We start from the raw sequence: 24,999 nt of genomic DNA, 5'->3' as shown, positions 1-24,999 counted from the left end.
ATTATAAGATCAGTTTTTATGATTTACGGTCAGATTCCAAAGAAGTTGAGTTAGAGTCATTGCGCAGCATTGGTAATGATCTGCAGTCAGGATTTGATATTGGATCAGGCGTTTTGTTCCATGTTGGACATTTCAGGATGTCAGACGGAGACCGTTTAGCGCTTATTATTCACCACCTTGTAATTGATGGGGTTTCATGGCGTATTTTGTTTGAAGATTTATCTCATTTGTATGAATCCTACCAAAGAAATGGACCAATTAATCTGCCTTTAAAAACAGATTCTTTTCAGCGTTGGGCTTCGGCTCAGAAAGCATATGCTAAAAGCGAAAAGATGCAGTCAGAGCGATTGTATTGGGATGAAGTATCAAAAGAAAATATTGCTTTGTTAGCAGGAGATTATCAGGAGATTGAAAAAAATGCTGTAATAGATAAATCTTCTTATTTTATTCTTGATAAATCTTTAACAGAAAAGCTTCAGACACAGGTTCATCATGTTTATAATACTGAGATCAATGACATTTTACTAACAGGACTTGGACTGGCCGTTCAAACTGTTTTTGGGACTGATAAGAGTGTTCTGAAAATGGAAGGCCATGGCCGTGAGGAAATCATTGATGGTATTGATATCGGAAGAACAGTGGGCTGGTTCACCAGTGTGTATCCTTTCGTATTGGATTTATCATCATCAAAAGGTTATGAATTAATCAAGGTTAAAGAATCATTGCGTAAGGTTCCTAATAAAGGAGTTGGCTATGGGATTCTGAATTATCTGGACAAACGTTTTGACAATGAACTTGTTCCAAGTATCCAATTTAACTATTTAGGAGATTTTGGCAGTAATGTGGGCGCAAATAAAGAAGGTGAATCCCTGTTTGAATTCTCATCGGAAAGCATAGGAGGATCATCAGATGCTTCCAATAGTTCAAGTGAAGTCTTACTTGATGTTTCCGGAATGATGGTTTCTGACCAGCTTAATATGTCTATTCGTTATTCAGGAAATATTTTTAGCGATGAAACAATGGCCAAATTCATTGCTGCCTACGAAACAGAGCTGGCCAATCTTATCGAAACATTATCAGAAGTTAAAGAAAATCGTTTAACACCATCTGATTTAACGTATAATGAATTAAGCTATTCAGACTTAGCGGAGCTTAATAAAGATAACAATGTTGAGGATATTTATGAGCTTTCACCATTGCAGCAAGGATTGTATTATCACTGGTTGATAGATAATTCAAGTCATATGTATTTTGAGCAGACCTCTTATAGGTTACATTCAAAAGATCTGGACATTGCTGTTGTAGAAAAAGCTTATGATGAATTAGTGAACAGATATGCCATTCTGCGAACCAGTTTTACCAATAACTATGCAGGAACTCCTTTACAGGTTGTTCACAAATCTGGTGAAATCGAATTCACGAGCAAAAAAATTACCGGAATTGAAGATATTGAAGGTTATCTGACTGAGATAAAAGAACTGGATAAAACAATCATCTTTGATTTTGAAAGACCTAGCCAGATGCGTTTGCAGGTGCTGGATTTAGGAGAAGGAGATTATGAGTTTATCTGGAGCCATCATCATATTTTAATGGATGGATGGTGTATTAGTATTTTACTAAACGATTTCTACAGTATTTTAATGGCATTGAGTAATAATCAACCTGTTAATTTACCGGAACCAACGAAATACTCCAATTACATTAAGTGGTTGTCTGCAATTAATAAAGATGCATCTTTAAGCTATTGGAGGGACTATTTACAAGGCATGGATTCCGTAACCCAACTCCCTTTCATCAATAATAAAAAAGAAGTTAGTGGAAATCCGTTTAAAATAGTAAGCCTTGCCCTTGAAGGAGATTTATTTTTGGCGATCAAAAAATTATGCCAGCAATCAGCTATCACATTAAATACCTTTACTCAAGGGGTCTGGGGATATTTACTTTCCCGTTACAACAATACCACTGATGTTGTCTTTGGTGCAGTAGTATCTGGAAGACCGGGAGAATTATCAGATGTAGAGAAAATGGTTGGGTTGTTTATCAATACTATTCCGGTAAGAGTACAATATAAAAAGGAGGAGACTGCAAAAAAATTCCTTCAAAAATTACATTCCGAAAATTTGGTAAGTACATCTCATCATTATCTTAATTTGTCTGAAGTGCAATCTGAGAGCGATTTGGGTATGGATCTTATTAATCATTTAATGGTCTTTGAGAATTATCTGATTCAGGAAAGTATCGGAGAAGAGCTTAAAGATTTATATGACGAGAAAGAAGATAAAATAACCATTACCGGAATTGAGGCATTTGAGCAGTCAAATTATGATTTCAATATTATAGTACTGCCTTTAGAATCATCCTTAAGAATTGACTTTAACTATAATTCAGCTGTTTTTGAATCTCATCATATAGAAAATATCTGTAATCATTTTTCCAATATAGCAGAGCAGTTCAGTAGAGTGGAAGAGCTGCCATTAGAAGAAATTGATTATTTATCATCAGAAGAGAAAAATAAATTATTACTCGATTTTAATGATACAGCGGTTGATTATCTGCAAGATAAACCAGTAATCGAATTATTTGAAGAACAGGTTCTAAAAACACCGGATAATGTAGCAGTTATCTGTGAACAAACCAACCTGACTTATAAAGAACTTAACCAGCAGGCCAATCAGCTTGGAAGCTATTTAAAGGAAAACTTTGGTATTAAACCTAACGATCTTGTTGGTATTAAGCTTGAGCGAAATGAACATATGATTGTTGCTGTTTTAGGAGTACTGAAATCAGGAGGAGCCTATATTCCGATCGATCCGTCTTATCCAAAAGAGAGAATTGAGTATATAGAAAAAGACAGTCAGAGTAAGGTGATAATAGATCATGCTTTTATACAGGATTTTATCGCTGTTCAGGAAAAGTATTCAAAAGAAAATAATCCAGTAAACAGCCGGGCAACAGATTTAGCCTATATAATATATACTTCTGGTACCACGGGGAATCCTAAGGGAGTAATGATTGAGCATAGCGCTATGGCCAATTATCTTGTTTGGGGTAAAGATTATTATTTAACGGAGGATTTAACTAATACAAACTTTGGCCTGTTTACTTCATTATCATTTGATTTAACAATTACCAGTGTGTTTTTACCACTCATAAGCGGGGGAAGTTTACAGATAACAGATCCAAACAGCAATGTGGTGGATATTCTTCAAAAATACTTGGAGAGTGATATTTCCTGCATAAAGCTGACCCCGGCGCATATCAGTGTTCTGGATGGATTAGGATTGAAATCAAACAAAATTGAGCTGGCAATAGTGGGAGGGGAAGAACTTAGAAAAGATCACATTGCGATATTAAAAAGCATCAATCCGGAGATTAGAATCATTAATGAATATGGTCCAACAGAAACAACCGTGGGTTGTACCGTTTATGAAGTGAGATCTCAGGACGAAATCATTTCAATAGGCAGTCCAATTTCAAATACCTCGATTTATATTGTAGATGAGTTCATTAACTTACAGGCAGAAGGACTTACAGGGGAAATCTGCATTGGCGGTTCAGGCTTGGCTAGAGGGTATTTAAACCGTCCGGATTTAACCGCAGAAAAATTTGTTTCTAATCCGTTTTTGGCAGGAAAAAGAGTATATAAAACAGGCGATTTAGGCCGTTGGCTTCCTGATGGAGATATTCAATTCCTGGGCAGAATAGATGATCAGGTTAAAATTAATGGCTACCGGATAGAGTTGGAAGAAATCGAAATTCAGTTAAAATCAAAAGAAGATATCAGTAATGTTGTCGTTACCGTTATATCAAATTCGGATAAAGACAAAGAATTGGTGGCTTATTTAATTTCAGATACTGAACAAAACGTGTCAGAAATAAGAAGCTTTTTATTGAAGAGGCTCCCAGCTTATATGATTCCGTCTTATTATGTACAATTAGATACATTCCCTTTAACCCGAAACGGAAAGCTGGATAAAAAAGCACTTCCACATCCTGATAAATCAAGCCTAAAAACGGAATCTGAGTATGTAGCTCCTGTCAATGAAATTGAAGAAAGATTGATAGAAATATTAAGCTTAGAACTAAAATTGGATAAAGACAAGATCAGTACAATTGACAATTTCTTTGATCTGGGAATGAATTCTATAAAACTTATCAAATTTATAAATAGAATCTCCCAGGAATTCAAGATAGAAGTTAAGCCGATAATATTATTCCAATATCCGAATATTAGTGAATTAACATCGCACTTCTTTAACCAGTCTGGAACAACAGAACCTCAGGAAGAAGCCAGCTATGAAGACCTTGATGAGATAATTAATTTAATGAACGAATAATCATGAAAAAAGAAGAGATTAATAAAAAAGATATTGCGGTAATAGGAATATCGTGCAAATTTCCTCAATCAAATACTCCGGATGAGTTTTGGGAAAATTTGGCCAATGAAAACGAATTACTACATTTTTATACTGATGACGAACTATCAGATCTTGGGATAAGTAAAGAACTTATTGCTAATCCTAATTATATTAAAGTAAATGCAGATATAGAGAATGCAGGCTCTTTTGATTATTCATTTTTTGGATATACGAAAAATGAGGCAGATTGTATGGATCCTCAAACAAGAATATTGCATGAACAGGTTTGGCTTGCATTTGAAGATGCAGGATATGACATATCTTCTTATAAAGAAAAAGTGGGAGTTTATGTTTCGATGTCAGAAAACCTGAATTGGATAATTAATAACAGAGTTAATCCCAACAAAAATGTTAATTCATTCTATCAGCAGAAGTTAATAAATAAAAACTTTGCTCATACTTTGTTATCTTATAATTTAGATTTAACAGGGCCTAGTTATTTTATTGATACCGCTTGTTCAAGTTCATTGTCTTCTATTCACATCGCCTGTAGAAATTTACTTTTAAGAGAGTGTTCTATGGCTTTGGCAGCAGGAGTTAGCATTGACAGTACAAAAAGCAAAGGATATATTTATGAAGAAGGAATGATCGCTTCAAAAGACGGACATTGCAAAGCTTTTGATGAAAAGTCTTCAGGAGCAGTTGGGGGTAACGGAGCAGCAGTAATCGTTCTTAAGCGTTTAGAAGATGCTGTCAGAGACAGAGATCACATATATGCTGTTATAAAATCATCCGCAGTCAATAATGATGGAAAAGGAAAAGTGGGATATACGGCACCAAGTGTGACGGGACAATCTGACTGTATCAAGCTGGCTCATAAGCTGGCAAATGTTTCCTCAAATACAATCAGTTATATGGAAGCACACGGGACTGGGACCAAATTAGGAGATTCCATAGAAATTGAAGCTTTAAACAAAGCTTTTAATTACGATACAACTCACAAATGTGCTGTTGGTTCAGTAAAAACGAACATGGGGCATTTAGATGCAGCAGCCGGAATAGCAGGCTTTGTCAAAACTGCTTTGGCCATAAAAAAGAAACAGATACCCGCAACATTACATTTTTCTAAGCCTAATCCTGATATCAATTTTAATTCGGGACCATTTTATGTGAATGCCCGGTTACAAGAATGGAAAAGCAACGGAGAACATCCATTAAGAGCAGGGGTAAGTAGCTTTGGAATAGGCGGTACAAATGCTCATGTTGTGATGGAAGAACCACCCCTTTTGAGTAAATCAGGTCAATCAAGACCGTATCAGTTATTAGTATATTCTGCAAAAACCCAATCTTCATTAAGTCATTATCAGGCTAATCTTCATCAGTTTTTACAGAATAACGAGAATATTGATTTAGCAGATTTAGTGTATACTCTTAAAGTGGGCAGAAAATCATTTGCACAACGAAACTTTGTGGTTTTTAAAGATAAAGATGAAGTACTCTCCAGATTAAAAGAGCAGGTAAATACTGCCAAACAGCAACTTAAAAGAAATGTAGTCTTTATGTTTTCTGGTCAGGGAAGCCAATATTTTAATATGGCAAAAGAGGTGTATTTGCAGGAACAGGATTTCAGGGTTTTGATGGACAAAGGGTTTGAAATTTTAAAAAATCTTACCGGAGAAAATTATAAAGCCATAATAGGCTATGAGAACGGTGATAAAATTGAACCGCTTTTAATCAATAAAACACAATACACCCAGCCTTTACTTTTCTTAATTGAATATGCTTTTGCAAGCTTGTTATTGAAATGGGGAATATCACCGAAATATATGATAGGACATAGCTTAGGTGAATATGTAGCGGCTTGTATAAGCGGAGTGTTTTCTTTTGAAGATGGATTATCCATCCTTGTAAAAAGATCTTCTTTGATGAGTAAAGTAGAAGAAGGGGACATGTTGGAGATTGGATTATCTTATGAGACAGTAAAACCTTACATCAATAATGAGATATCAGTTGCGGCTTTAAATACAAAAAATTCTGTAGTAGTATCAGGAAGCAAAAATGATATTGCGGAGTTTATAAAAGTATTGGCAGAACAGGGGATTTCATATAACATATTAAAAACCTCTCATGCTTTTCATTCAAAAATGATGGATTCTATATTGGATGATTATGAAAATGAGCTCTCTAAAATAAATTTCTCTAGGCCACAACATCCATTTATATCCAACCTTACCGGAAAAGAAATTTCTCCTGAAGAAGCAATGTCACCCAAATACTGGGTCAGACATTTAAGAGAAACGGTTAATTTTTCGGATGGGATTGACTATTTATTAAAAAAAGGAGATTCTGTCTTCATAGAAATAGGTCCTGGAAAGGCTTTGTCCACTTTTTGTCAGCTCAATGAAAATTATAAAGGAAATAATTTAACAGTAGGTTTAATAAGGCATCCGAAAGAAACAAAGGATGACAATCAGAAACTGGCAGAATCCTTAGGGTATTTATGGAGTACAGGGATTGATATCAACTGGAGAGAATATTACTCTTATGAAACACGTAATAAGATGCCGGCACCTACTTATAGTTTTGACAAACATGTTTTTGCTTCTCATGTTAATCCGTTTGAAAAACTGACAGGTTCTGATTTTAATAATGATAAGAAATCGATCTCAGAATGGTTTTATGAACCTTCCTGGAAAGCATCAAGATTAGTTAAAAATGTTGATCATCAATCTACAGAGAAATGTTATTTGATTTTTATGGATGATTCTGGCTATGGAGAATCATTAGTACAAAAAATAAAAAAAGAATCAGATAAAATAATTGAAGTAAGAAAGGGAGATCATTTTCAGAAAAAATCTGACTTCCAGTATGAATTGAATATCAGTGATTATAGTACTTATGAAAAGCTGTTCGCAGATCTAAAAAATCAAACAATAAAACTTACCCATATTATTCATTTATTCAATATCGATGAAATATCAAAAAGCATCGATAAAGAAATTTATAAAGAACTAGGTTTTTATAGTGTACTGCATATAGCTAAAAACATTCATGAACTGGAGCAAAAAGAAGCCTTGGATTTCGCAGTGGTAACCAGTAATCTGCAAACAGTTCTTGGTAATGAAAATGCAGATTCATTTAAATCGATAAACTTAGGCTTAATCAATGTAATTACGCAGGAAAACCCTCTGGTTAATTGTAGAAATATTGATGTTGTACCTACAGATGATAAAGCTGAAATCGTTGAAAATATTACTCGTGAAATTCAGGCAAAAGTTTTTGATAAGTTTGTTTCATATCGTTTAAACAGCAGATGGACAAGAAGTTATAATCCGATCCAAATAGAAAAACCACTGGAAGGCAGTACAAAAATAAAAAACGGAGGAGTCTACTTAATTACCGGAGGCTTGGGAGACTTAGGATTTGTTCACGCAAAATATTTACTGGAAAAATACAATGCATCTTTAATCTTACTGGGAAGAACAGTTCTTTCATCAACAGTTGACAGTGAAAAACAAGTTAATTATGACCGTCTGCAAACCTTAGAAAAGCTAGGAAACGTACAATACTATCATGCAGACATTAATAATTTAAAAGATGTCCAAAAAGTTATTCAGCAAGGCGAACTGGTCTATGGACAGATCAATGGAATTATTCATACCGCCGGAATTATTAAAGGTAAATCTTTAAGAAGTATTAACTTTTTGAAAGTGGAAGACTGTGAAAAGCAGTTTGAACCGAAGGTGGAGGGTGTACAGGTACTTGCAAAGGTATTTAAGGACAGGACGTTGGATTTTTGTTTGTTTTCGTCCTCATTATCTTCAATATTAGGAGGAAAGGAATTCGGGGCTTACGCATCAGCAAATACTTTTATGGATTACTTCTCGTATACCGGGGAAATTTCCAACAGTATAAGTGTTAACTATGATGGATTGAGTTTTGAGGAAAATCCGAAAAGTGGATTACTAACTTCATTAAATATTATAGATGTTTTCGAGAGAGTTTTATCCATAGAGAATATTCCTCAAATTATTATCTCTATCAGCAGTCTGGATAAAAGGCTGTCTAAATGGGTCGATCAATTAGAACCAAATCCGGATGAAAACACTGAGAATCCGGCAGAAATGATAAGTGATGAATTTGATAGATCCGGTTTAACAAATACATATACTAAACCTGATACGCCGGTTGAAGAGAAATTAAGTGAATTGTTTGAAGAGTTATTTGGCTATAAAAATATTGGTACTGAGGATGATTTCTTTGAACTGGGCGGAAATTCATTAATGGCAATCACATTATCGAACCGCATTTACAAAACGTTTAATGTAGAACTGGCAATTGAAGATTTTTTTGAGAAACCTAATATTAAAGAGCTTGCCAAAGAAATTGATATGGTTAATAAGTTAATCGAGATGCAGAAAAATAGTAAAGAAAAAAAATATAAAACCGAGATATAAGATGATAGATTTAATAAAAGAGTTAGAAAGTAAAAATATTTATCTTTCATTGGTAAGTGATAAGCTGGAGTTAAGTTATGATGATGAAATAGAAAAAGATACTCTGGAAAGAATTAAAGCTAACAAAGAACAATTAATTAAATTTCTACATAAATATTCAGGTAATAAAAAATATGAGGAAATAAAATTGGTTGATAAACTTTCAAATTATCCTTTATCTGATGCTCAAAAGAGACTTTGGATTTTAAGTCAATTCAGCCAGACATCCCTTGCTTACAATATGCCCATGCATATCGTATTGGATGGAAATTACAATATAGAAAATTTCAAAAAAGCAATATTTTCTACAATAGAAAGACATGAAATTTTAAGGACAGTTTTTAGAGAGGATGAATCTGGAGAAATACGTCAATGGATTTTATCTAAAGAAGAACTGGGTTTTACTGTTGATTATCACGATTTTAGAAAAGAGGAAGACCGAGAGTTTAGAGTAAGACAATACATAAAAGAAGACAATGTTAAGCCTTTTGATTTAGCTCAGGGGCCATTAATTCGGGCAGTATTATTTCAGGTTTCAAATGACAGCTATGTATTTTATTATAATATGCATCATATTATAAGTGACGGATGGTCTATGAATATTTTGTCCCGTGATGTTTTAGCATATTATGAAGCATATCAGCAAGACAGAGATGCAAATCTTCCGGAACTTAGAATACAGTATAAGGATTATGCCGCCTGGCAGTTATCACAGCTGGAGGAAGCTGTTTCAAAAGGACACAAAGAATATTGGTTAAATCAATTTTCAAAAGAATTGCCTGTTATTGATTTGCCAGCTTCAAAAAAAACGTCCGTCAATTAAAACAAACAATGCGAGACGTCTGAGCACTTATCTATCAAGGGAACTTTCAGATGGGCTCAAAAAATTCTGTCAGGATAATGATGGGGTATTATTTATGGGGCTGGTTACGGCTCTTAATGCATTATTTTACAGGTATACTTCTCAGAAAGATTTAATATTAGGAACAGGTGTTGCAGGAAGAGATCACATTGATCTTGAAGACCAAATGGGGTTCTATGTGAATACTTTAGCATTAAGAAATGAGATTCAATCAGGAGACCGTTTTCTAGATTTATTTCAAAGAGTAAAAGCAACCACTTTAGAAGCTTATAACCATCAGCGATATCCATTTGACCGCTTAGTTGAAGATCTAAAATTAAAAAGAGATCTGAGCCGTAGTTTAATTTTCGATGTTATAGTAACATTACATAATTTTGAAAACAGCAAAACGAGTACTGTAAATGAAGTATCAGATGAGATCATAGATTTTGGAGAAACAATCGGTAAATTTGATATAGAGGTTAGTGCTAAAGATGTTGGAGGGCCTGTGGAATTTGAAATGGTTTACAATACTGATGTTTATGATCATCAGATGATGGTATGTTTTATCAACCATTTTAAACAATTATTGGCAGAAGTTGTAAAAAGCCCTGAGATTAGAATTGATGAAATAAACTTTCTATCAAAATCTGAGACAAAAACACTTTTAAGAGACTTTAATGCAACTGAAGTTGCTTATCCGAAAGATAAAACAATCATTGAACTTTTTGAGGAACAGGTTGAAAATACACCGGATAATACAGCTGTTGTTTTTGAAAACAAAGAATTAGCATATAATCAGTTAAATGAGCTTTCAAATCAACTTGCAGATTATTTAAGAGAAAACTATACTATTCAGGCTGATGATCTGATTGGTATTAAATTAGAAAGAAGTGAAAGCCTGATTATTGCAATTTTAGGGATACTAAAAGCCGGTGCAGGGTATGTGCCGATTGATCCGAATTACCCTCAGGATCGTATAGATTACATAGAAAAAGACAGCAATAGTAAAGTAACTTTAGATGAAGAATGGTTTTCGGCATTTGTCCTGCAAAGCCAGAGGTATAAAAATACGAATCCGGAAAGAATAAATACACCGACAGATTTAGCGTACGTAATGTATACATCTGGAACTACCGGCCAGCCTAAGGGAGTTATGGTAGAGCAAAGAAGTGTAATAAGACTTGTAAAACCCGGTTCTTATTTCCCTTTAGATCAAAAAAACATTCTGTTAAGTACCGGAGCCATATCATTTGATGCCACTATTTTTGAATATTTTGGAACCTTATTAAATGGAGCAAGACTCATCCTTGCTTCTCAGAATGATTTATTGCAGACTGAGAAACTGGAAGAAATTATCAATAAAAACAACGTAGACAGTTTTTGGATGACTGCTTCCTGGTTTAGCTACGTTGTCGAAAGTAATATTGAGGTTTTTAAAAATGTAAAACAGTTAATTGTTGGCGGAGATGTTGTTTCCCCGCACCATGTAAAAAAAGTATTCAATAGCTTTCCGGGTATAAAGATCAATAATGGATATGGTCCTACAGAAAACACTACTTTTTCATTAACATACGAAATAGATCATTCGGATTATACAACAATTCCGTTGGGAAAACCAATCTCAAACAGTTTTGCTTATATTTTAGATGAAGCTTTAAACCTTTTACCTATGGGAGCTTCAGGTAAAATTTATGTAGGTGGAGCAGGAGTTGCGAGAGGTTATTTAAATCGTCCGGATTTAACAGGAGAAAAATTTATATCCAATCCATTTGTTGAAGGAGATAGAATGTATGATACAGGAGATCTTGGCAGATGGCTTGCGGATGGGACAATAGAATTTTTAGGACGGGAAGATCATCAGGTAAAAATTCGGGGTTATAGAATAGAGTTGGAAGAAATAAAAAGCCAACTGATGGACAAAGACGGTATTCAGGAAGTAACAGTTCAGGTTTATGAGGCAGATGGAGGAAAGGAACTGGTTGCTTATTTTGTTTCCAATCAGGAGGAAGTGATTACGGAATTAAGAGATTTCTTATCCCAAAGACTTCCTAATTATATGGTGCCGAATTCATTTATTCAGCTGCAGTCTATGCCACTTACAAGTAATGGTAAAATTGATAAAGCAGCATTGCCTAATCCTGATGGATTCAATATATCGAGCGGAGTAGAATATGTAGCCCCCGCAACTGATTTAGAGAAGAGTTTAGTTTCTATATGGGAAACCCTAATGAATAGTACCCGAATTGGTATTAATGATGATTTCTTTGATTTAGGAGGGCACAGTATCAAAATAGGTAAGCTAATTAATAGCTATCAAAAAACTTTTGGGGTAAAGCTGGGCTTTAGTGAATTGTACGAAAATACTTCATTAACTTCTCATGCAAAACTGATCGCTCAGTCTGGAAAATCAGGACATGCGTCAATTCAAAAAGCGGCCGTTTCCGAAAGTTATCCTTTATCAAATGCACAGCATAGATTATGGGTTTTAAGTCAGGACGAAGAAAATTCTATTGCCTATAATATGCCATCTTATCATATTTTGAAAGGTGATTTTGATAGTAATAGTTTTAAGCGGGCTATACAGTCTACGATAGAAAGACATGAAATTTTAAGAACCGTTTTTAAAGAAAATGAAGCCGGAGAAATAAGACAATGGATTTTATCCGGTGAATCTCTGGATTTTGAAATCGGCTATTATGATTTTAGAGAAAAAACAGATAAAGAAGCAAGTATTAAGGAATATCTTAAACAAGATGCTGGTGAGCCCTTTAATTTACAAACAGGCCCGTTATTAAGAGCTGCATTATTACAACTATCAGAAGATAGCTATGCTTTTTATTACAATATGCATCATATCATTGGGGACGGTTGGTCTATGAATGTGCTTTCCAATGATGTAATGGCCTATTATAGCGCTTATAAGGAAGATAAAACAGCTGATTTATTGCCATTAAACATTCAATATAAAGATTATAGCGTATGGCAATTAGAGAAAGACTCTACAAACGGTTCTAAGGAATTCTGGATGAATCAGTTTTTAGGCGAACTGCCGTTAACAGACCTGCCTTCATCGCAAAAACGTCCTTTATTAAAAACGAATAACGGTAAACATTTAGGAACGTATTTGTCTAAAGAATTATCACAGCAATTAAAAGCTTTTTCCCAGGATCGTGGCGGCAGTTTGTTTATGGGGCTTGTGGCTTCTTTAAATGCATTGTTCTACAGATATACCTCTCAGGAAGATTTTATTATTGGAAGTCCGGTTGCAGGAAGAGAACATATTGACCTTGAAAATCAAATTGGTTTTTACGTTAACACAATAGCATTGAGAAATCAGGTTAATCCTGAGGAAAATTTCAGTGAGTTGTTTGAACGTGTAAAGAATACAACTTTTAAAGCGTATGAGCATCAGCAATATCCATTTGATCAATTAGTAGAAGATCTAAAATTAAAAAGAGATGTAAGCAGAAGCGTTCTTTTTGATGTATTGGTTAATTTAAATAACGTTAATGATAATCAAGCTCAAGGAGAAGTAACAAACATAGAAAATATTGTTGATTACGGATCGATAGCAACCAAATTCGATCTTGATTTTAATTTTGGTGAGGTAGGAGATTATATCTCATTGAAGGTAAAATTCAATACAGATGTTTATGATCAGCATATGATTGAAGGGTTGATGAACCACTACAAGCAATTACTGGAATCGTTATTAAAAAATAGTGAGACAAGTATTGATACCGTAGATTATTTATCTGAAGAAGAAGAAAAGCTTTTACTGCATGATTTTAATGCGTTGGATGTAAAATTTTCTGATGTAACGGTATTGGATTTATTTGAAAAACAAGTAAAAGAAAATCCTGATGCGGTTGCCGTAGTTTTTGAAGAGAAGAAATTAACCTATAAAGAACTGGATGAAAAATCAAATCAATTAGCACATTCTTTAATAGAAAGCGGATTGGAAAGAGAAGAACTAGTTCCTATCTGTGTAAATCGTTCATTGGAAATGCTCGTTGGGATATTAGGAATCATAAAATCCGGAGGTGCCTATGTACCTATTGATCCTGCAAATCCGAAAGACCGTATTGATTTTATTTTAGAAGATACAAAAGCGAAAATTATTGTAACAGAATCTTCATTAATTGAATTGCTTGACATAAAACAAGAGATAAAATCTCTATATCTGGATCAGGAAAATTCATTAAGTTCTATTACTGAAGCAATTTCTGAACATCCAGCAATGGATAACTTAGTGTATTCAATTTATACATCAGGAACAACCGGAAACCCTAAAGGGGTACTGCTGGAACACCGGGGATTAAGTAACTATATTCAACATCAGATTGCTTATTTTTCTTTAGAAGAAAAAGAAAGAATACTTCTTTTTTCTAATTATGTTTTTGATGCTTCTGCAGAACAGATATTTATTAGTATTTCCACTGGAGCAACTCTATTTATTCCAAGCTATGACACGATAAGAGATATAGAAAAAATCGGAGAATACATCCGGGAGAATAAAATCACTCATTTGCATGCTACCCCTAGTTTTCTTGAAATTATTCCTAAAAAAGAATATCCTGATTTAAAACGTGTGGTCGCAGGAGGAGAGAACTGCTCTGTAAGTTTAGCTAATAAATGGGGTGATAAAGTCAATTTTATTAACAAATATGGGCCGACAGAAGTTTCAATCACTTCTTTAATACATACTGTTAATGCAAAGGATAGGTCCGGAATTATAATTCCAATAGGCAAACCCGTAAGTAATATAAAGTGTTATATAGTAAGTGAGTCTGAAAAATCGTTCCGATTGGTGTCGTAGGGGAGTTGTACTTATCCGGTGTTCAGGTGTCAAGGGGATATTTGAACCGTTCAGATTTAACGAAAGAAAAATTTGTAGAAAACCCTTTCATAAAAGGAGAGAGAGCTTATAAAACGGGGGATTTGGCAAGGTGGCTGCCAGATGGTACAATAGAATATATCGGAAGAAAAGACGATCAGGTAAAAATAAGAGGACATCGTATCGAGCTTGGAGAAATAGAAACACAGCTGAAAAATATCAATACAGTAGATCAGGTAGTGGTGTTAGCAAAAGAAGCTCCGAATGCCTCGAAACGTTTAGTGGCCTACATCGTTGGTGCAGATTTCGATAAGGATGAGGTTATTAAAAAACTTACACAGAAACTGCCGGAATATATGGTTCCACAGGTTTATGTCAGGTTAGAATCTCTGCCTCTGACCCGAAATGGGAAAATTGATAAAAAGGGGCTTCCTAATCCGGATTTTTCAGAAATAATTTCAGAAAAATATGTAGCTCCACGTACCCATGAAGAAATAGAATTAGCATTAATCTGGCAAGAAGTTTTAAAAGTAAAACAGATAGGTGTTCAGGATAATTTCTTTTCAATGGGAGGAGATTCTATTATGGCAATCCAGCTCGTAAGCAGAGCCAAAAAGAAAGGAATTATTGTAAAAGTACGGGATATATTTAAGTATCAAACCATTCAGGAACTTGCTAAAAACCTACAGAATGATATTGCCACCATCAGTGAGCAAGGCCTGTTAGAAGGATCTGTTGGATTGCTGCCAATAAATCATTACTTTTTTGAAAGAAAATTTAATAACCATAACCATTACAATCAATCTGTATTATTTTCTGTATCAAAAGATATTGATGCTGCAATAATTGACAAAGCAGTAGGCTATCTGGTTAAGCAGCATGATGTTCTAAGATTAAAATACGAGCAGAATGAAGAGGGATACCAAGGCATTTTTATTCCTGATTTTCCAGGTCTTTCTTTAGAATTTATAAAAGAAAATGATGAATCAGCGAGTCAGCAGATTACCAATATCTGTAACTCATATCAGGAAAACTTATCCATCGAGAGAGGAGAAATTGCAAAGTTTGTTCTGATAAAAACCCCTTCATCAGATCAATTCAACCGACTATTTATGGTGATACACCATTTAGCAACAGATGGTGTTTCCTGGCGTATCATGGTTGAAGATTTGTCTTCTTATATTACTTCTTTACTATCTGGTAATGAGGTATCTGTAGAAGAAAAAACAACATCATACCGCCAATGGCAGCAACGATTGAAAGAATACGCCCATTCAGAAGAACTGTTATCTGATTTTTCTTACTGGAAATCCATAACGGCAAAAAATAGTATCCTGCCTCAGGACACTGCTTATGATGGAATTACAACGTATGCGGAAACGAATAATTGCAGTATTTCATTAACCAAACAACAGACAAAAAGTTTAGTACAAAATTGTCATCATGCTTTTGGTACAGAAATTAATGATTTACTCTTGTCTGCATTATCATTAAGTTTATCAAAATGGTCAGGGAAATCTGAAATGATCATAGGTTTAGAGGGGCACGGAAGAGAGGATTTATTTGATGAGATAGACCTGAGCAGAACAGCAGGCTGGTTTACTTCACTATATCCTGTTTTATTACAGGCTGAGGAAAAAGATCTCGCAGCAACAATTATAAAAACAAAAGAGACCCTTCGCAGCATTCCGAATAAAGGAATTGGTTATGGAGTTTTACGTTATTTATCTTCTGACAAAAAAATTCAATCCGAACTTTCTATTGATGTTGAGCAAATCGTATTTAATTATTTAGGACAGTTTGGTACAGGGGAAAACGAAAAAGGATTATTTGATTTTGCACCAGAGTCTGCAGGAGCAAGCATAGGCTCTGAAAACAAAATATCAAATAAAATATCGATTAACGGAAACCTAATGGGAGACGTTTTAAGCTTTGTATGGAGCTACGATGCGAATAGATATAGAGAAGAAACTATTAACAGTATTATTACTGATTTTAAAGATACTCTGCTTGAAATTATTGCTTTGTGCGAAGGGAAAACAGAGCGTATCAAGACACCATTTGATTATGGATTGAATGGTTTGGTGAGTTATGAAGAATTAAAAAATTTCAAACAGAACGCTCATTCTTATGATATAGAAGATATTTATAGATTAAGTCCTTTACAGGAAGGACTGCTTTTCCATAGCTTATATGATCAGGATCCTAATGCTTATGTAATTCAGTTAAGTTTTGACATGGTAGGAGAATTGCTTCCGGATCATTTTAAAACAGCTTGGGAATTATTAACAGAAAAACACAGCATTCTGAGAAGTTCATTTTATTACGAGAATTTAGGAATACCGGTTCAATGTGTTTATGATAAGGTAAATCTGCCGCTTACTGTAATAGATTATCGTAATAAGAATAAGGAGGAACAACTCAATGAGGTTGATTCATTTTTAAATATTGATTCAAATACCTTATTTGATCTGCAGCAGGCTCCATTATTCAGAATTACATTATTAAGGCTTGAAGACAATCGTACCAAATTAGTATTTACCCATCATCACCTTCTTTTTGATGGCTGGTCTATGCCCATTGTGTTTTCTGAATTTATGTCTTCTTATCAAAATTTAGCCAATAAAAATGTACTGGAAGTAAAATCGAAGAAAGACAATTATAAAGATTACATCAAGTATATTTTCTCGAAAGAAGAATCAAAAACACTTTCATATTGGAAGAAATATTTATCAGAGCTTGAAGCTCCAAGTTTATTACCCTTTATAAGTGATGCTAAAAAGCGTACTAAGACTTTTGGCACCCAGAATTTAATCTTAAAAAAGGATGCTGATTATATTGCGAAATTAGAAGCATTTGCTTTGGCAAACCATTTAACGATAAATACCATTGTTCAGGGGATCTGGTCTTATTTGCTATCTTCCTATACAGGTAATTCAACAGTTGCTTTTGGAACCGTTATTTCTGGAAGACCTGCTGACTTAGAAGATGTGGAAACCCGTGTGGGCTTGTACATTAATACAATTCCGCTATGTACTACGATAAAAAATGATAATGAAATTATTAATTGGCTGACTGGTATACAAATGGAGTTTACTACTTCCAGAGAGGAGTATGGGCATTCTTCGTTAGCTCAAATACAAAAATTAAGTGCTGTAAATGGAGAGTTGTTTGATAGCATTATGGTTTTTGAAAATTATCCTTTGGAGGCCATTCAATCTGTTAAAACAGACTTAAGTATAGAAAATATTCAAGGTAAAGAACAGACTAACTATGCATTAACCCTGAAAATAGGGCACGCTACTGAAAGAGAATTGGCAGTGGATTTTAACTATAATTCATTTATCCTTTCAGATGCTGATGTAAGAAGGATTTCTTCTCATTTTAATGAGCTGCTAAACAGTATCATAGAATCAACTACTCTCAACGAATTAAATTACTTAACAACCTCGGAACAAAAAGAATTGGTAGAAGGGTTTAATAATACGGAAGTAGGGTATAATCTGGAACTGACGGTATTGGATTTGTTTCATGAACAAGTTGCCAGTCAGCCTGATGCAGTAGCATTAGTTTTTGAAGAAGAACAGCTGTCATTCAGAGAATTAGATGAAAAATCAAGTCAGTTAGCTCAATATCTTAAAGAGCAGGGAGTAGAAAATGAACAACTCATTCCTATTTGTATTGATCGTTCGTTAGAAATGATGATTGGAATTCTTGCTGTTATAAAAGCAGGAGGAGCATACGTACCTGTAGATCCTGAGTATCCAATGGAGCGTATAAACTATATCGTAGAAGATACTCAGGCAAAACTTGTCCTGAGTTCTAAACAGCATGCTCATAAAATAGATTCTGTACAGGTTATTAGTTTGGATGATTTCAACTATGGATTATTTTCTATGAATTCTCCAAAAGAGAGTCTTTCACCTGATCAGTTAGCTTACTGTATTTATACATCAGGAACTACAGGTAATCCTAAAGGAGTGTTGAATGAACACAAAGGTTTATTAAATCGTCTGTTATGGATGCGTGATGACTTAAATATTAATGAATCTTCAGTTATTTTACAAAAGACAACTTACACTTTTGATGTTTCTGTATGGGAATTAATCATGCCTTTAATTGTTGGATGTAAAATGATTATTGCGAGACCTGAAGGACATAAAGATCCGGATTATTTGCAGGAAGTAATTGAAAACAAAGAAGTGACAATTATTCATTTTGTCCCTTCAATGTTAGGTATGTTTTTAGAAAGTCTGGAGACTAACAGATGTCAGAATTTAAAACATGTTGTGTGTAGTGGGGAAGCGTTACCTTCTTCTATGGTTTGTCATTTTAAAGAAAAGTTGACAACAACGCATATTCATAATTTATACGGCCCTACAGAAGCGGCTATTGATGTAACAGCTATAGATTTAACAGCAATTGATACTCAGATTGAGGGAGTGAGTATTGGAAAATCAGTGGCAAATACACAACTGTATATCGTTAATAAAACAATGGGACTTCAACCTGTAGGCGTTGCCGGAGAATTATTAATAGGAGGTATTCAGGTATCAAGAGGATATTTAAATAAACCGGATTTAACATCAGAAAAATTTATAGCCAGCCCATTTATCAAAGGTGAAAGATTATATCGAACCGGAGATTTGGCAAAATGGAATTCTGATGGAAGTATTGAATACCTGGGAAGAATAGATAAGCAGGTTAAGATACGAGGATATCGAATAGAACTAGGAGAAATTGAAAATCAGCTGGAGCAGCTTTCTGCTGTTAAACAAGCTGTTGTAATAGTCAAAGAAAACGATAATGCTAGCAAGCAGTTAATTGCTTATGTTATTGATGGCGGAAACTTTAGTGACAAAGAAGCAATAAGTCGTCTGAAGGAAGTTCTTCCGGATTATATGGTTCCTCATGTGTATATTACATTAGAAAGTTTCCCTTTAACCGGAAACGGTAAAATTGATACTAAATCCCTGCCAGAGCCTGGTTCGTCAAATCTGATTTTTGAAGAATATGTTGCTCCAAAAAATGAAACCGAAGAACAGTTGGTTTTAATATGGCAGGAAGATCTGAAAATTGATACTATAGGAATTAGAGATAACTATTTTACTCTTGGAGGTGATTCGATAAAAATGATTCGTCTGGTAAGTAAAATTAAAAAAGCTTTTGATATTCAATTTCAGATAGCATCATTTTATGAAAACCCAACCATCGAAGAATTGGCTCTGTTTATGTCAGAAATCTCAACTAAAGATAACAATGATGATAAATTAATCAGAGATGCAGAAGCTTATTTAACCCATCTGGAAAATGCGATCTTAACTAATCATCCTTCAGCTGATCATATAGCCAATGTTTATCCTTTAAGTGATATACAATTGGGTATGATTCTTACCAGCCAGTTAATGAGAGACAAAGGAGAATTTGGGATCTATCACGATCAGTTTCTGTTTCAATTTGCATTAATAGACATAGATTTATTAAAGCAGGCAATGCATTTGTTGGTAGAAAAACACGAAACCTTAAGAACTTCATATCATCTGTATGAGTATGATCAACAGGTACAGATTATACACCGTGAAATTCCAATCAATATAGGATTTGAAGATCTGAGCACCATTAAAATTAGTAAGGATAAAGAAGAATATCTTCAAAACTTTGTCATAAAAGAGAGAGAAGAAAATCCATTTGATATTACTCAGGCACCATTATGGAGAATTAATATATTTCAGATAAACAGTACTGAAATCATTTTTGTATTACAGTTTCATCATGCAATATTGGACGGATGGAGTGAAAAAAGCTTAAGAATTGAACTGTTTAAAATATATGACGCCCTAAAGAACGATAAAAATTATCGCCCAGAACCTCTAAAATGCAGCATGCGTGATAGTATTATATCGGATATTTTAGAACGAAAAAATGAGAATAATAAAGCCTACTGGAAAAATAAAATGTCTGATTATAATAGATTGGATATTTTTACTGAAGAGCAGCAAATAGATGTAGTTTCAAAAGCCTACGGTCCGGAATTTAAGAATAGACTGGTAAATATTTGTAAGAAAAATAGAATTTCGCCTAAAGCACTCTTTTTTAGTGGGTATGTCTATTGTTTAAGTCTTTTAACTTATAAAAAAGATATTACTGTAGGTTTGGTTTCGCACAGAAGACCTTTTGTTGAAGATGGAGAAAAATTAATGGGATGTTTTTTGAACACCGTTCCGTTTAGATTTAAAGATACATTTTCTAAAGAGTCTTCCTGGATTGATTATGTCAATACAATTCAGTCAGATCTTGAAGAACTAAAAGGGAAAGATCGTATCTCATTATTTGATATATCCCAATTAATGGAGGAGAATGCGATCAATGAGAATCCTTTTTTTGATACAATTTTTAATTATGTTGATTTTCATGTTTTAAATGAGCTTACAGAGAATAAGGAATTTAAAGCAACACAGTCTAAGCGTGAAAATGAAACGTTTTCTTATAAAAGTTTTGAATCCACAAACACATTTTTAGATTTCAGTATCAACCTAACAGGTGATTTTTGTTCGATAACAATTAAAAAGAAAAGAAAATTAAGATCAAATCATCAATTGAAAGATTTGATGCAGTACTTTGAAAATTTCTTAGCTGCCTTTTTGGATAATGCAACTAACCAAATCAATAATCTTGATATTCTACCGCAGTTAGAGCAAGATAAATTACTGATTGAATTTAACGATACAGAATCAGATTATCCTTCTCATAAAACAATAGTAGATTTATTTACGGAACAGGTTATAAAAACACCTGAAAATATCGCTGTTGTTTTTGATCAAAAGCAGTTTACATATAAGGATTTAGATAAGTTGTCGAATCAATTGGCTAATTATTTATTATCAAGATACGATATACAATCAGGAGATTTGATAGCCGTAAAATTAGATAGAAGCGAGTGGCTGGTAATTTCATTGTTAGCAGTGCTAAAATGCGGCAGTGCTTACGTACCAATTGATTTAAGTTATCCTGAGCAGCGTATCAAATATATTGAAAAGGATAGCAACTGTAAATTAACCATTTGCTCAGATTTATTGGCTTCATTTATTAGTGAAAAGGATCTTTTTTCAGAAGCACCAAAGATTAATATAGAACCAGATAGTTTAGCCTATGTTATCTATACTTCGGGATCAACAGGAAATCCGAAGGGAGTAATGATTGAACATACAAGTCTTGTAAATCTTTGTTTCTGGCATACAAAAGTATACGATGTAAATTCATTAAGCAAAGGAACTTTATTTGCGGGTATTGGATTTGATGCTTCGGTATGGGAGATTTATCCATATTTGATTTCAGGGGCATGTCTATATCCAATTTCAGATTACGATACACGGTATGATGTTTTGAAATTAGTTGACTTTTTAAATGAAAATAAGATCACACATGCGTATCTGCCAACTAAGATTTGCGAGGAACTGAGTTCACAAAATTTAAATGTAGATACAATTATTTTAACCGGAGGTGAGGCATTGAAACTTAATAACGTGACAACTGATCTGAAGATTTATAACAATTACGGACCCACAGAAAATACTGTTGTAACTACTTATTTCGATCTAAATGACCGTAAGAGAGATATCATTCCCATTGGTAAACCGGTTTTCAATACGAATGTCTTTGTTTTATCCGAAGAATTACAGCTTCAGCCAATAGGAGTTGTTGGTGAACTTTGTATTTCCGGAGTGGGATTATCAAGAGGATACCTTAACAATCCGGATTTAACCAGAGAAAAGTTTATTAATCATCCATTTAAGAATGAAGAACGTCTATATAAAACAGGGGATCTGGTTAGATGGCTGTCAGATGGTACAATAGAGTTTATCGGCAGAAAAGATAATCAGGTCAAAATTCGTGGCTATAGAATAGAATTGGGAGAAATAGAAATTCAATTATCATTAAAAGATACTATAAAAGAAGTGGCAGTTACAGTTGAAAATATTGAAAATGATCAGCAAATAGTAGCCTATTTTGTATCTCAAAAAGAAGAAAATGTTAATGATTTACATGATTTCTTATCTAATAATCTTCCGGAATATATGGTGCCTGGTACGTATGTTCAATTGGATGTGATGCCAATAAATTCAAATGGAAAACTGGATACAAGCAAACTTACAAATCATAAGGGAATAAATCTCCGGGAGAAAGTAGAATATGTTGCTCCAAGAAATGAAATTGAACAAAAGCTGGCAGAAATTTGCGAAGAGCTGCTGCAGAGAGACAGGGTAGGAGTTAATGAAAATTTCTTTACGCTTGGAGTTAACAGTCTTAAAGCAATTCAGTTTACTTCCAGAATAAGTAAGGAATTCGATGTGAAAGTGAATTTTGTTACTCTATTCGGTAATCCAACCATTGAGAAAATGGCCGTTGAAATAGAGACCTCATTATGGGTGAATAATGATTTGTTTTTAGAAGATGACGATGATAGTGAAATTGAAAATATTTCTATCTAAAACTTAATAATGGCTCTTAATTCATATCCCTGCAGACAGGATTTTAAAGAGCCATTAAAAACAACATTCACTACCCACTATAATTAAAACATTTTATGATAAGTAATTTAATTAATAAACTAAAGCTACTCAACGTTAAGATAGATGTTGTAGATTCAAAATTAGATATTAAGGCTCCAAAAGGTGCAATTGATGCCTTATTGTTAGAAGATATCAAACTGCATAAAGAAAAGTTAATTGATTATATAAACACGTACAAAGCGAAAAAAGTAAGTCATTTTAATATTAAAGCAGTTCCATTACAATCTTCTTATCCATTGTCATCTGCCCAAAAAAGGCTTTGGTTGGTTAGTCAGATTGAAGATTATTCAATTGCATATAATATTCCATCATACAAAATTCTGGATGGTAATTATAAGATTGAAAATTTAAAAAAAAGCTGTAGATGCAACGATAGAAAGACATGAAATTTTAAGAACTGTTTTCAGAGAAAATGAAGAAGGTGAAGTAAATCAATGGGTATTGCTGAGTAAAGAACTGGGATTCAAAATAGATTATGTTGATTTAACAAAGTCTGAAGATCAGAATGCCGGCATTAGCAGCTATTTACAGCAAGATTCAGTCAAGCGGTTTGATTTAGAAAAAGGACCGCTTTTAAGAGCCGCTTTACTTCAATTATCCGAAAACAAACATGTTTTTTACTATAATATGCATCACATCATTAGTGATGGTTGGTCTATGGATGTGCTGGTAAAAGATGTATTAGCATATTACAAATCATATACAGAAGAAAGTACAGTTGAATTACCAGATTTAAAAATTCAGTACAAAGATTACTCTGCCTGGCAATTGGAACAAATGGAAAAAGAATCACATCAGGCCCATAAAGCCTATTGGAGTGATACGTTTTCCGGCGAGTTACCTACAATAAATTTACCTGCAAAAAATAAACGCCCTTTAATAAAAGGCAATAAGGGCAAGCGATTGGGGACTTATATTTCAAAAGAAACCTCACAAAAATTAAAACAGTTTTGTCAGGAAAAAGGAGGAAGTTTGTTTATGGGTCTTCTCTCCAGTTTAAATGCTGTGTTTTATAAATATACAGGACAGAATGACCTGATAATTGGGACGCCCATAGCAGGGAGAGATCATTTAGATTTAGAGAATCAAATAGGATTTTATGTAAATACCTTGGCGCTTAGAAATAATGTAAACCCCAATGAAAGTTTTGATGAACTTTTGGAGAACATTAAAAAAAAATACTTTGAAAGCCTATGAGCATCAGGAATACCCGTTTGATCAGTTGATTGAAGACCTAAATCTGAAGGGGGATATTAGTAGAAGCGCACTTTTTGATGTGATGATGGTATTGCAAAATGGAAATCAAGAACCTGGTAGAGTTATACTTCCAGAAGAAACGGCCAACACTGTCACTGATTTTGGAGAAACAATATCAAAGTTTGATCTGGAAATTACTTTTCGGGAAGTAGGTGATTGTATTTCTTTTCAGATGATATACAATACTGATGTCTATGACAAAGAAATGATAGAAGGCTTTTTGAAGCATTATAAACAATTACTTGAATCTTCATTGGAACATCCAAATCAGAAATTATCCGAATTGGAATATTTATTAGAAAGTGAAAAAAAGCAGTTATTAATTGACTTTAACGATACAAAGGTTGTTCATACACAGAATAAAACCCTGGTAGATTTATTTGAAGAACAGGTTGCTAAAACACCTGAGAATACGGCGGTTATCTTTGAAGATCGTATGCTTACATATCAGCAGTTAAATGAAAAGGCCAATCAGCTGGCGGCTTATTTAAGAGCTCATTATACTATTGATCCGGACGATTTAATCGCAGTTAAATTGGAGCGAAATGAATTCCTTCTTGTTAGCTTATTGGGAGTACTGAAATCCGGAGCAGCCTATGTGCCGGTAGATTTAAATTATCCGCAACAGCGAATTGAT

8 protein-coding genes and 2 pseudogenes are annotated in these 24,999 nt (G+C 34.0%); all 10 read left to right on the top strand.

Annotation, left to right across the window (positions count from 1 at the left end):
• A partial coding sequence (locus ACJ5H0_RS22735; protein ID WP_411252140.1) for an amino acid adenylation domain-containing protein occupies window positions 1-4,337 on the top strand: 4,337 nt, incomplete at its 5' end.
• A gap of 2 nt (window positions 4,338-4,339) precedes the next feature.
• Window positions 4,340-8,815 (top strand): beta-ketoacyl synthase N-terminal-like domain-containing protein, encoded by a 4,476-nt coding sequence (locus tag ACJ5H0_RS22730; RefSeq protein WP_411252139.1) that lies wholly within the window; start codon window positions 4,340-4,342, stop codon window positions 8,813-8,815.
• A 1-nt stretch (window position 8,816) separates the two neighbouring features.
• On the top strand, window positions 8,817-9,677 hold the full coding sequence (locus tag ACJ5H0_RS22725) for a condensation domain-containing protein (RefSeq protein ID WP_411252138.1): 861 nt from the start codon (window positions 8,817-8,819) through the stop codon (window positions 9,675-9,677).
• Window positions 9,640-14,517 carry an amino acid adenylation domain-containing protein gene (locus ACJ5H0_RS22720; RefSeq protein ID WP_411252137.1) on the top strand — a complete coding sequence of 1,626 codons (4,878 nt, stop codon included), beginning with the start codon at window positions 9,640-9,642 and terminating at the stop codon, window positions 14,515-14,517. The genes ACJ5H0_RS22725 and ACJ5H0_RS22720 overlap by 38 nt, the downstream gene beginning before the upstream one ends.
• Window positions 14,518-14,543: 26 nt before the next feature.
• Window positions 14,544-21,233: pseudogene (locus tag ACJ5H0_RS22715) on the top strand (amino acid adenylation domain-containing protein); the annotation flags it as partial.
• Window positions 21,213-22,631, top strand: a pseudogene (locus ACJ5H0_RS22710) (non-ribosomal peptide synthetase); the annotation flags it as partial. The pseudogenes ACJ5H0_RS22715 and ACJ5H0_RS22710, both read left to right, overlap by 21 nt.
• Window positions 22,611-23,024: a phosphopantetheine-binding protein gene (locus ACJ5H0_RS22705; RefSeq protein WP_411252142.1), complete on the top strand. Its 414-nt coding sequence runs from the start codon at window positions 22,611-22,613 to the stop codon at window positions 23,022-23,024. The pseudogene ACJ5H0_RS22710 and the gene ACJ5H0_RS22705, both read left to right, overlap by 21 nt.
• A 95-nt stretch (window positions 23,025-23,119) precedes the next feature.
• Complete coding sequence (locus tag ACJ5H0_RS22700; protein ID WP_411252136.1) at window positions 23,120-23,491, top strand: TubC N-terminal docking domain-related protein; 372 nt, start codon at window positions 23,120-23,122, stop codon at window positions 23,489-23,491.
• Window positions 23,478-24,302 carry a condensation domain-containing protein gene (locus ACJ5H0_RS22695; protein WP_411252141.1) on the top strand — a complete coding sequence of 275 codons (825 nt, stop codon included), beginning with the start codon at window positions 23,478-23,480 and terminating at the stop codon, window positions 24,300-24,302. Before ACJ5H0_RS22700 ends, ACJ5H0_RS22695 begins: the two co-directional genes overlap by 14 nt.
• A partial coding sequence (locus ACJ5H0_RS22690; protein ID WP_411252135.1) for a condensation domain-containing protein occupies window positions 24,289-24,999 on the top strand: 711 nt, incomplete at its 3' end. The genes ACJ5H0_RS22695 and ACJ5H0_RS22690, both read left to right, overlap by 14 nt.

The sequence above is a fragment of the Chryseobacterium proteolyticum genome, from assembly GCF_046591535.1.
Lineage (GTDB): Bacteria > Bacteroidota > Bacteroidia > Flavobacteriales > Weeksellaceae > Chryseobacterium > Chryseobacterium proteolyticum.
Note: the sequence above shows the minus strand (reverse complement) of the source record. Positions and strands in the feature narration are given on the sequence as shown.

What these genes read in the sequence shown, in the direction of transcription:
- ACJ5H0_RS22730 (WP_411252139.1), top strand. Translation starts at nt 4,340, where the DNA reads ATGAAAAAAGAAGAGATTAATAAAAAAGATATTGCGGTAATAGGAATA.
- ACJ5H0_RS22725 (WP_411252138.1), top strand. Translation starts at nt 8,817, where the DNA reads ATGATAGATTTAATAAAAGAGTTAGAAAGTAAAAATATTTATCTTTCA.
- ACJ5H0_RS22705 (WP_411252142.1), top strand. Translation starts at nt 22,611, where the DNA reads ATGGTGCCTGGTACGTATGTTCAATTGGATGTGATGCCAATAAATTCA.
- ACJ5H0_RS22700 (WP_411252136.1), top strand. Translation starts at nt 23,120, where the DNA reads ATGATAAGTAATTTAATTAATAAACTAAAGCTACTCAACGTTAAGATA.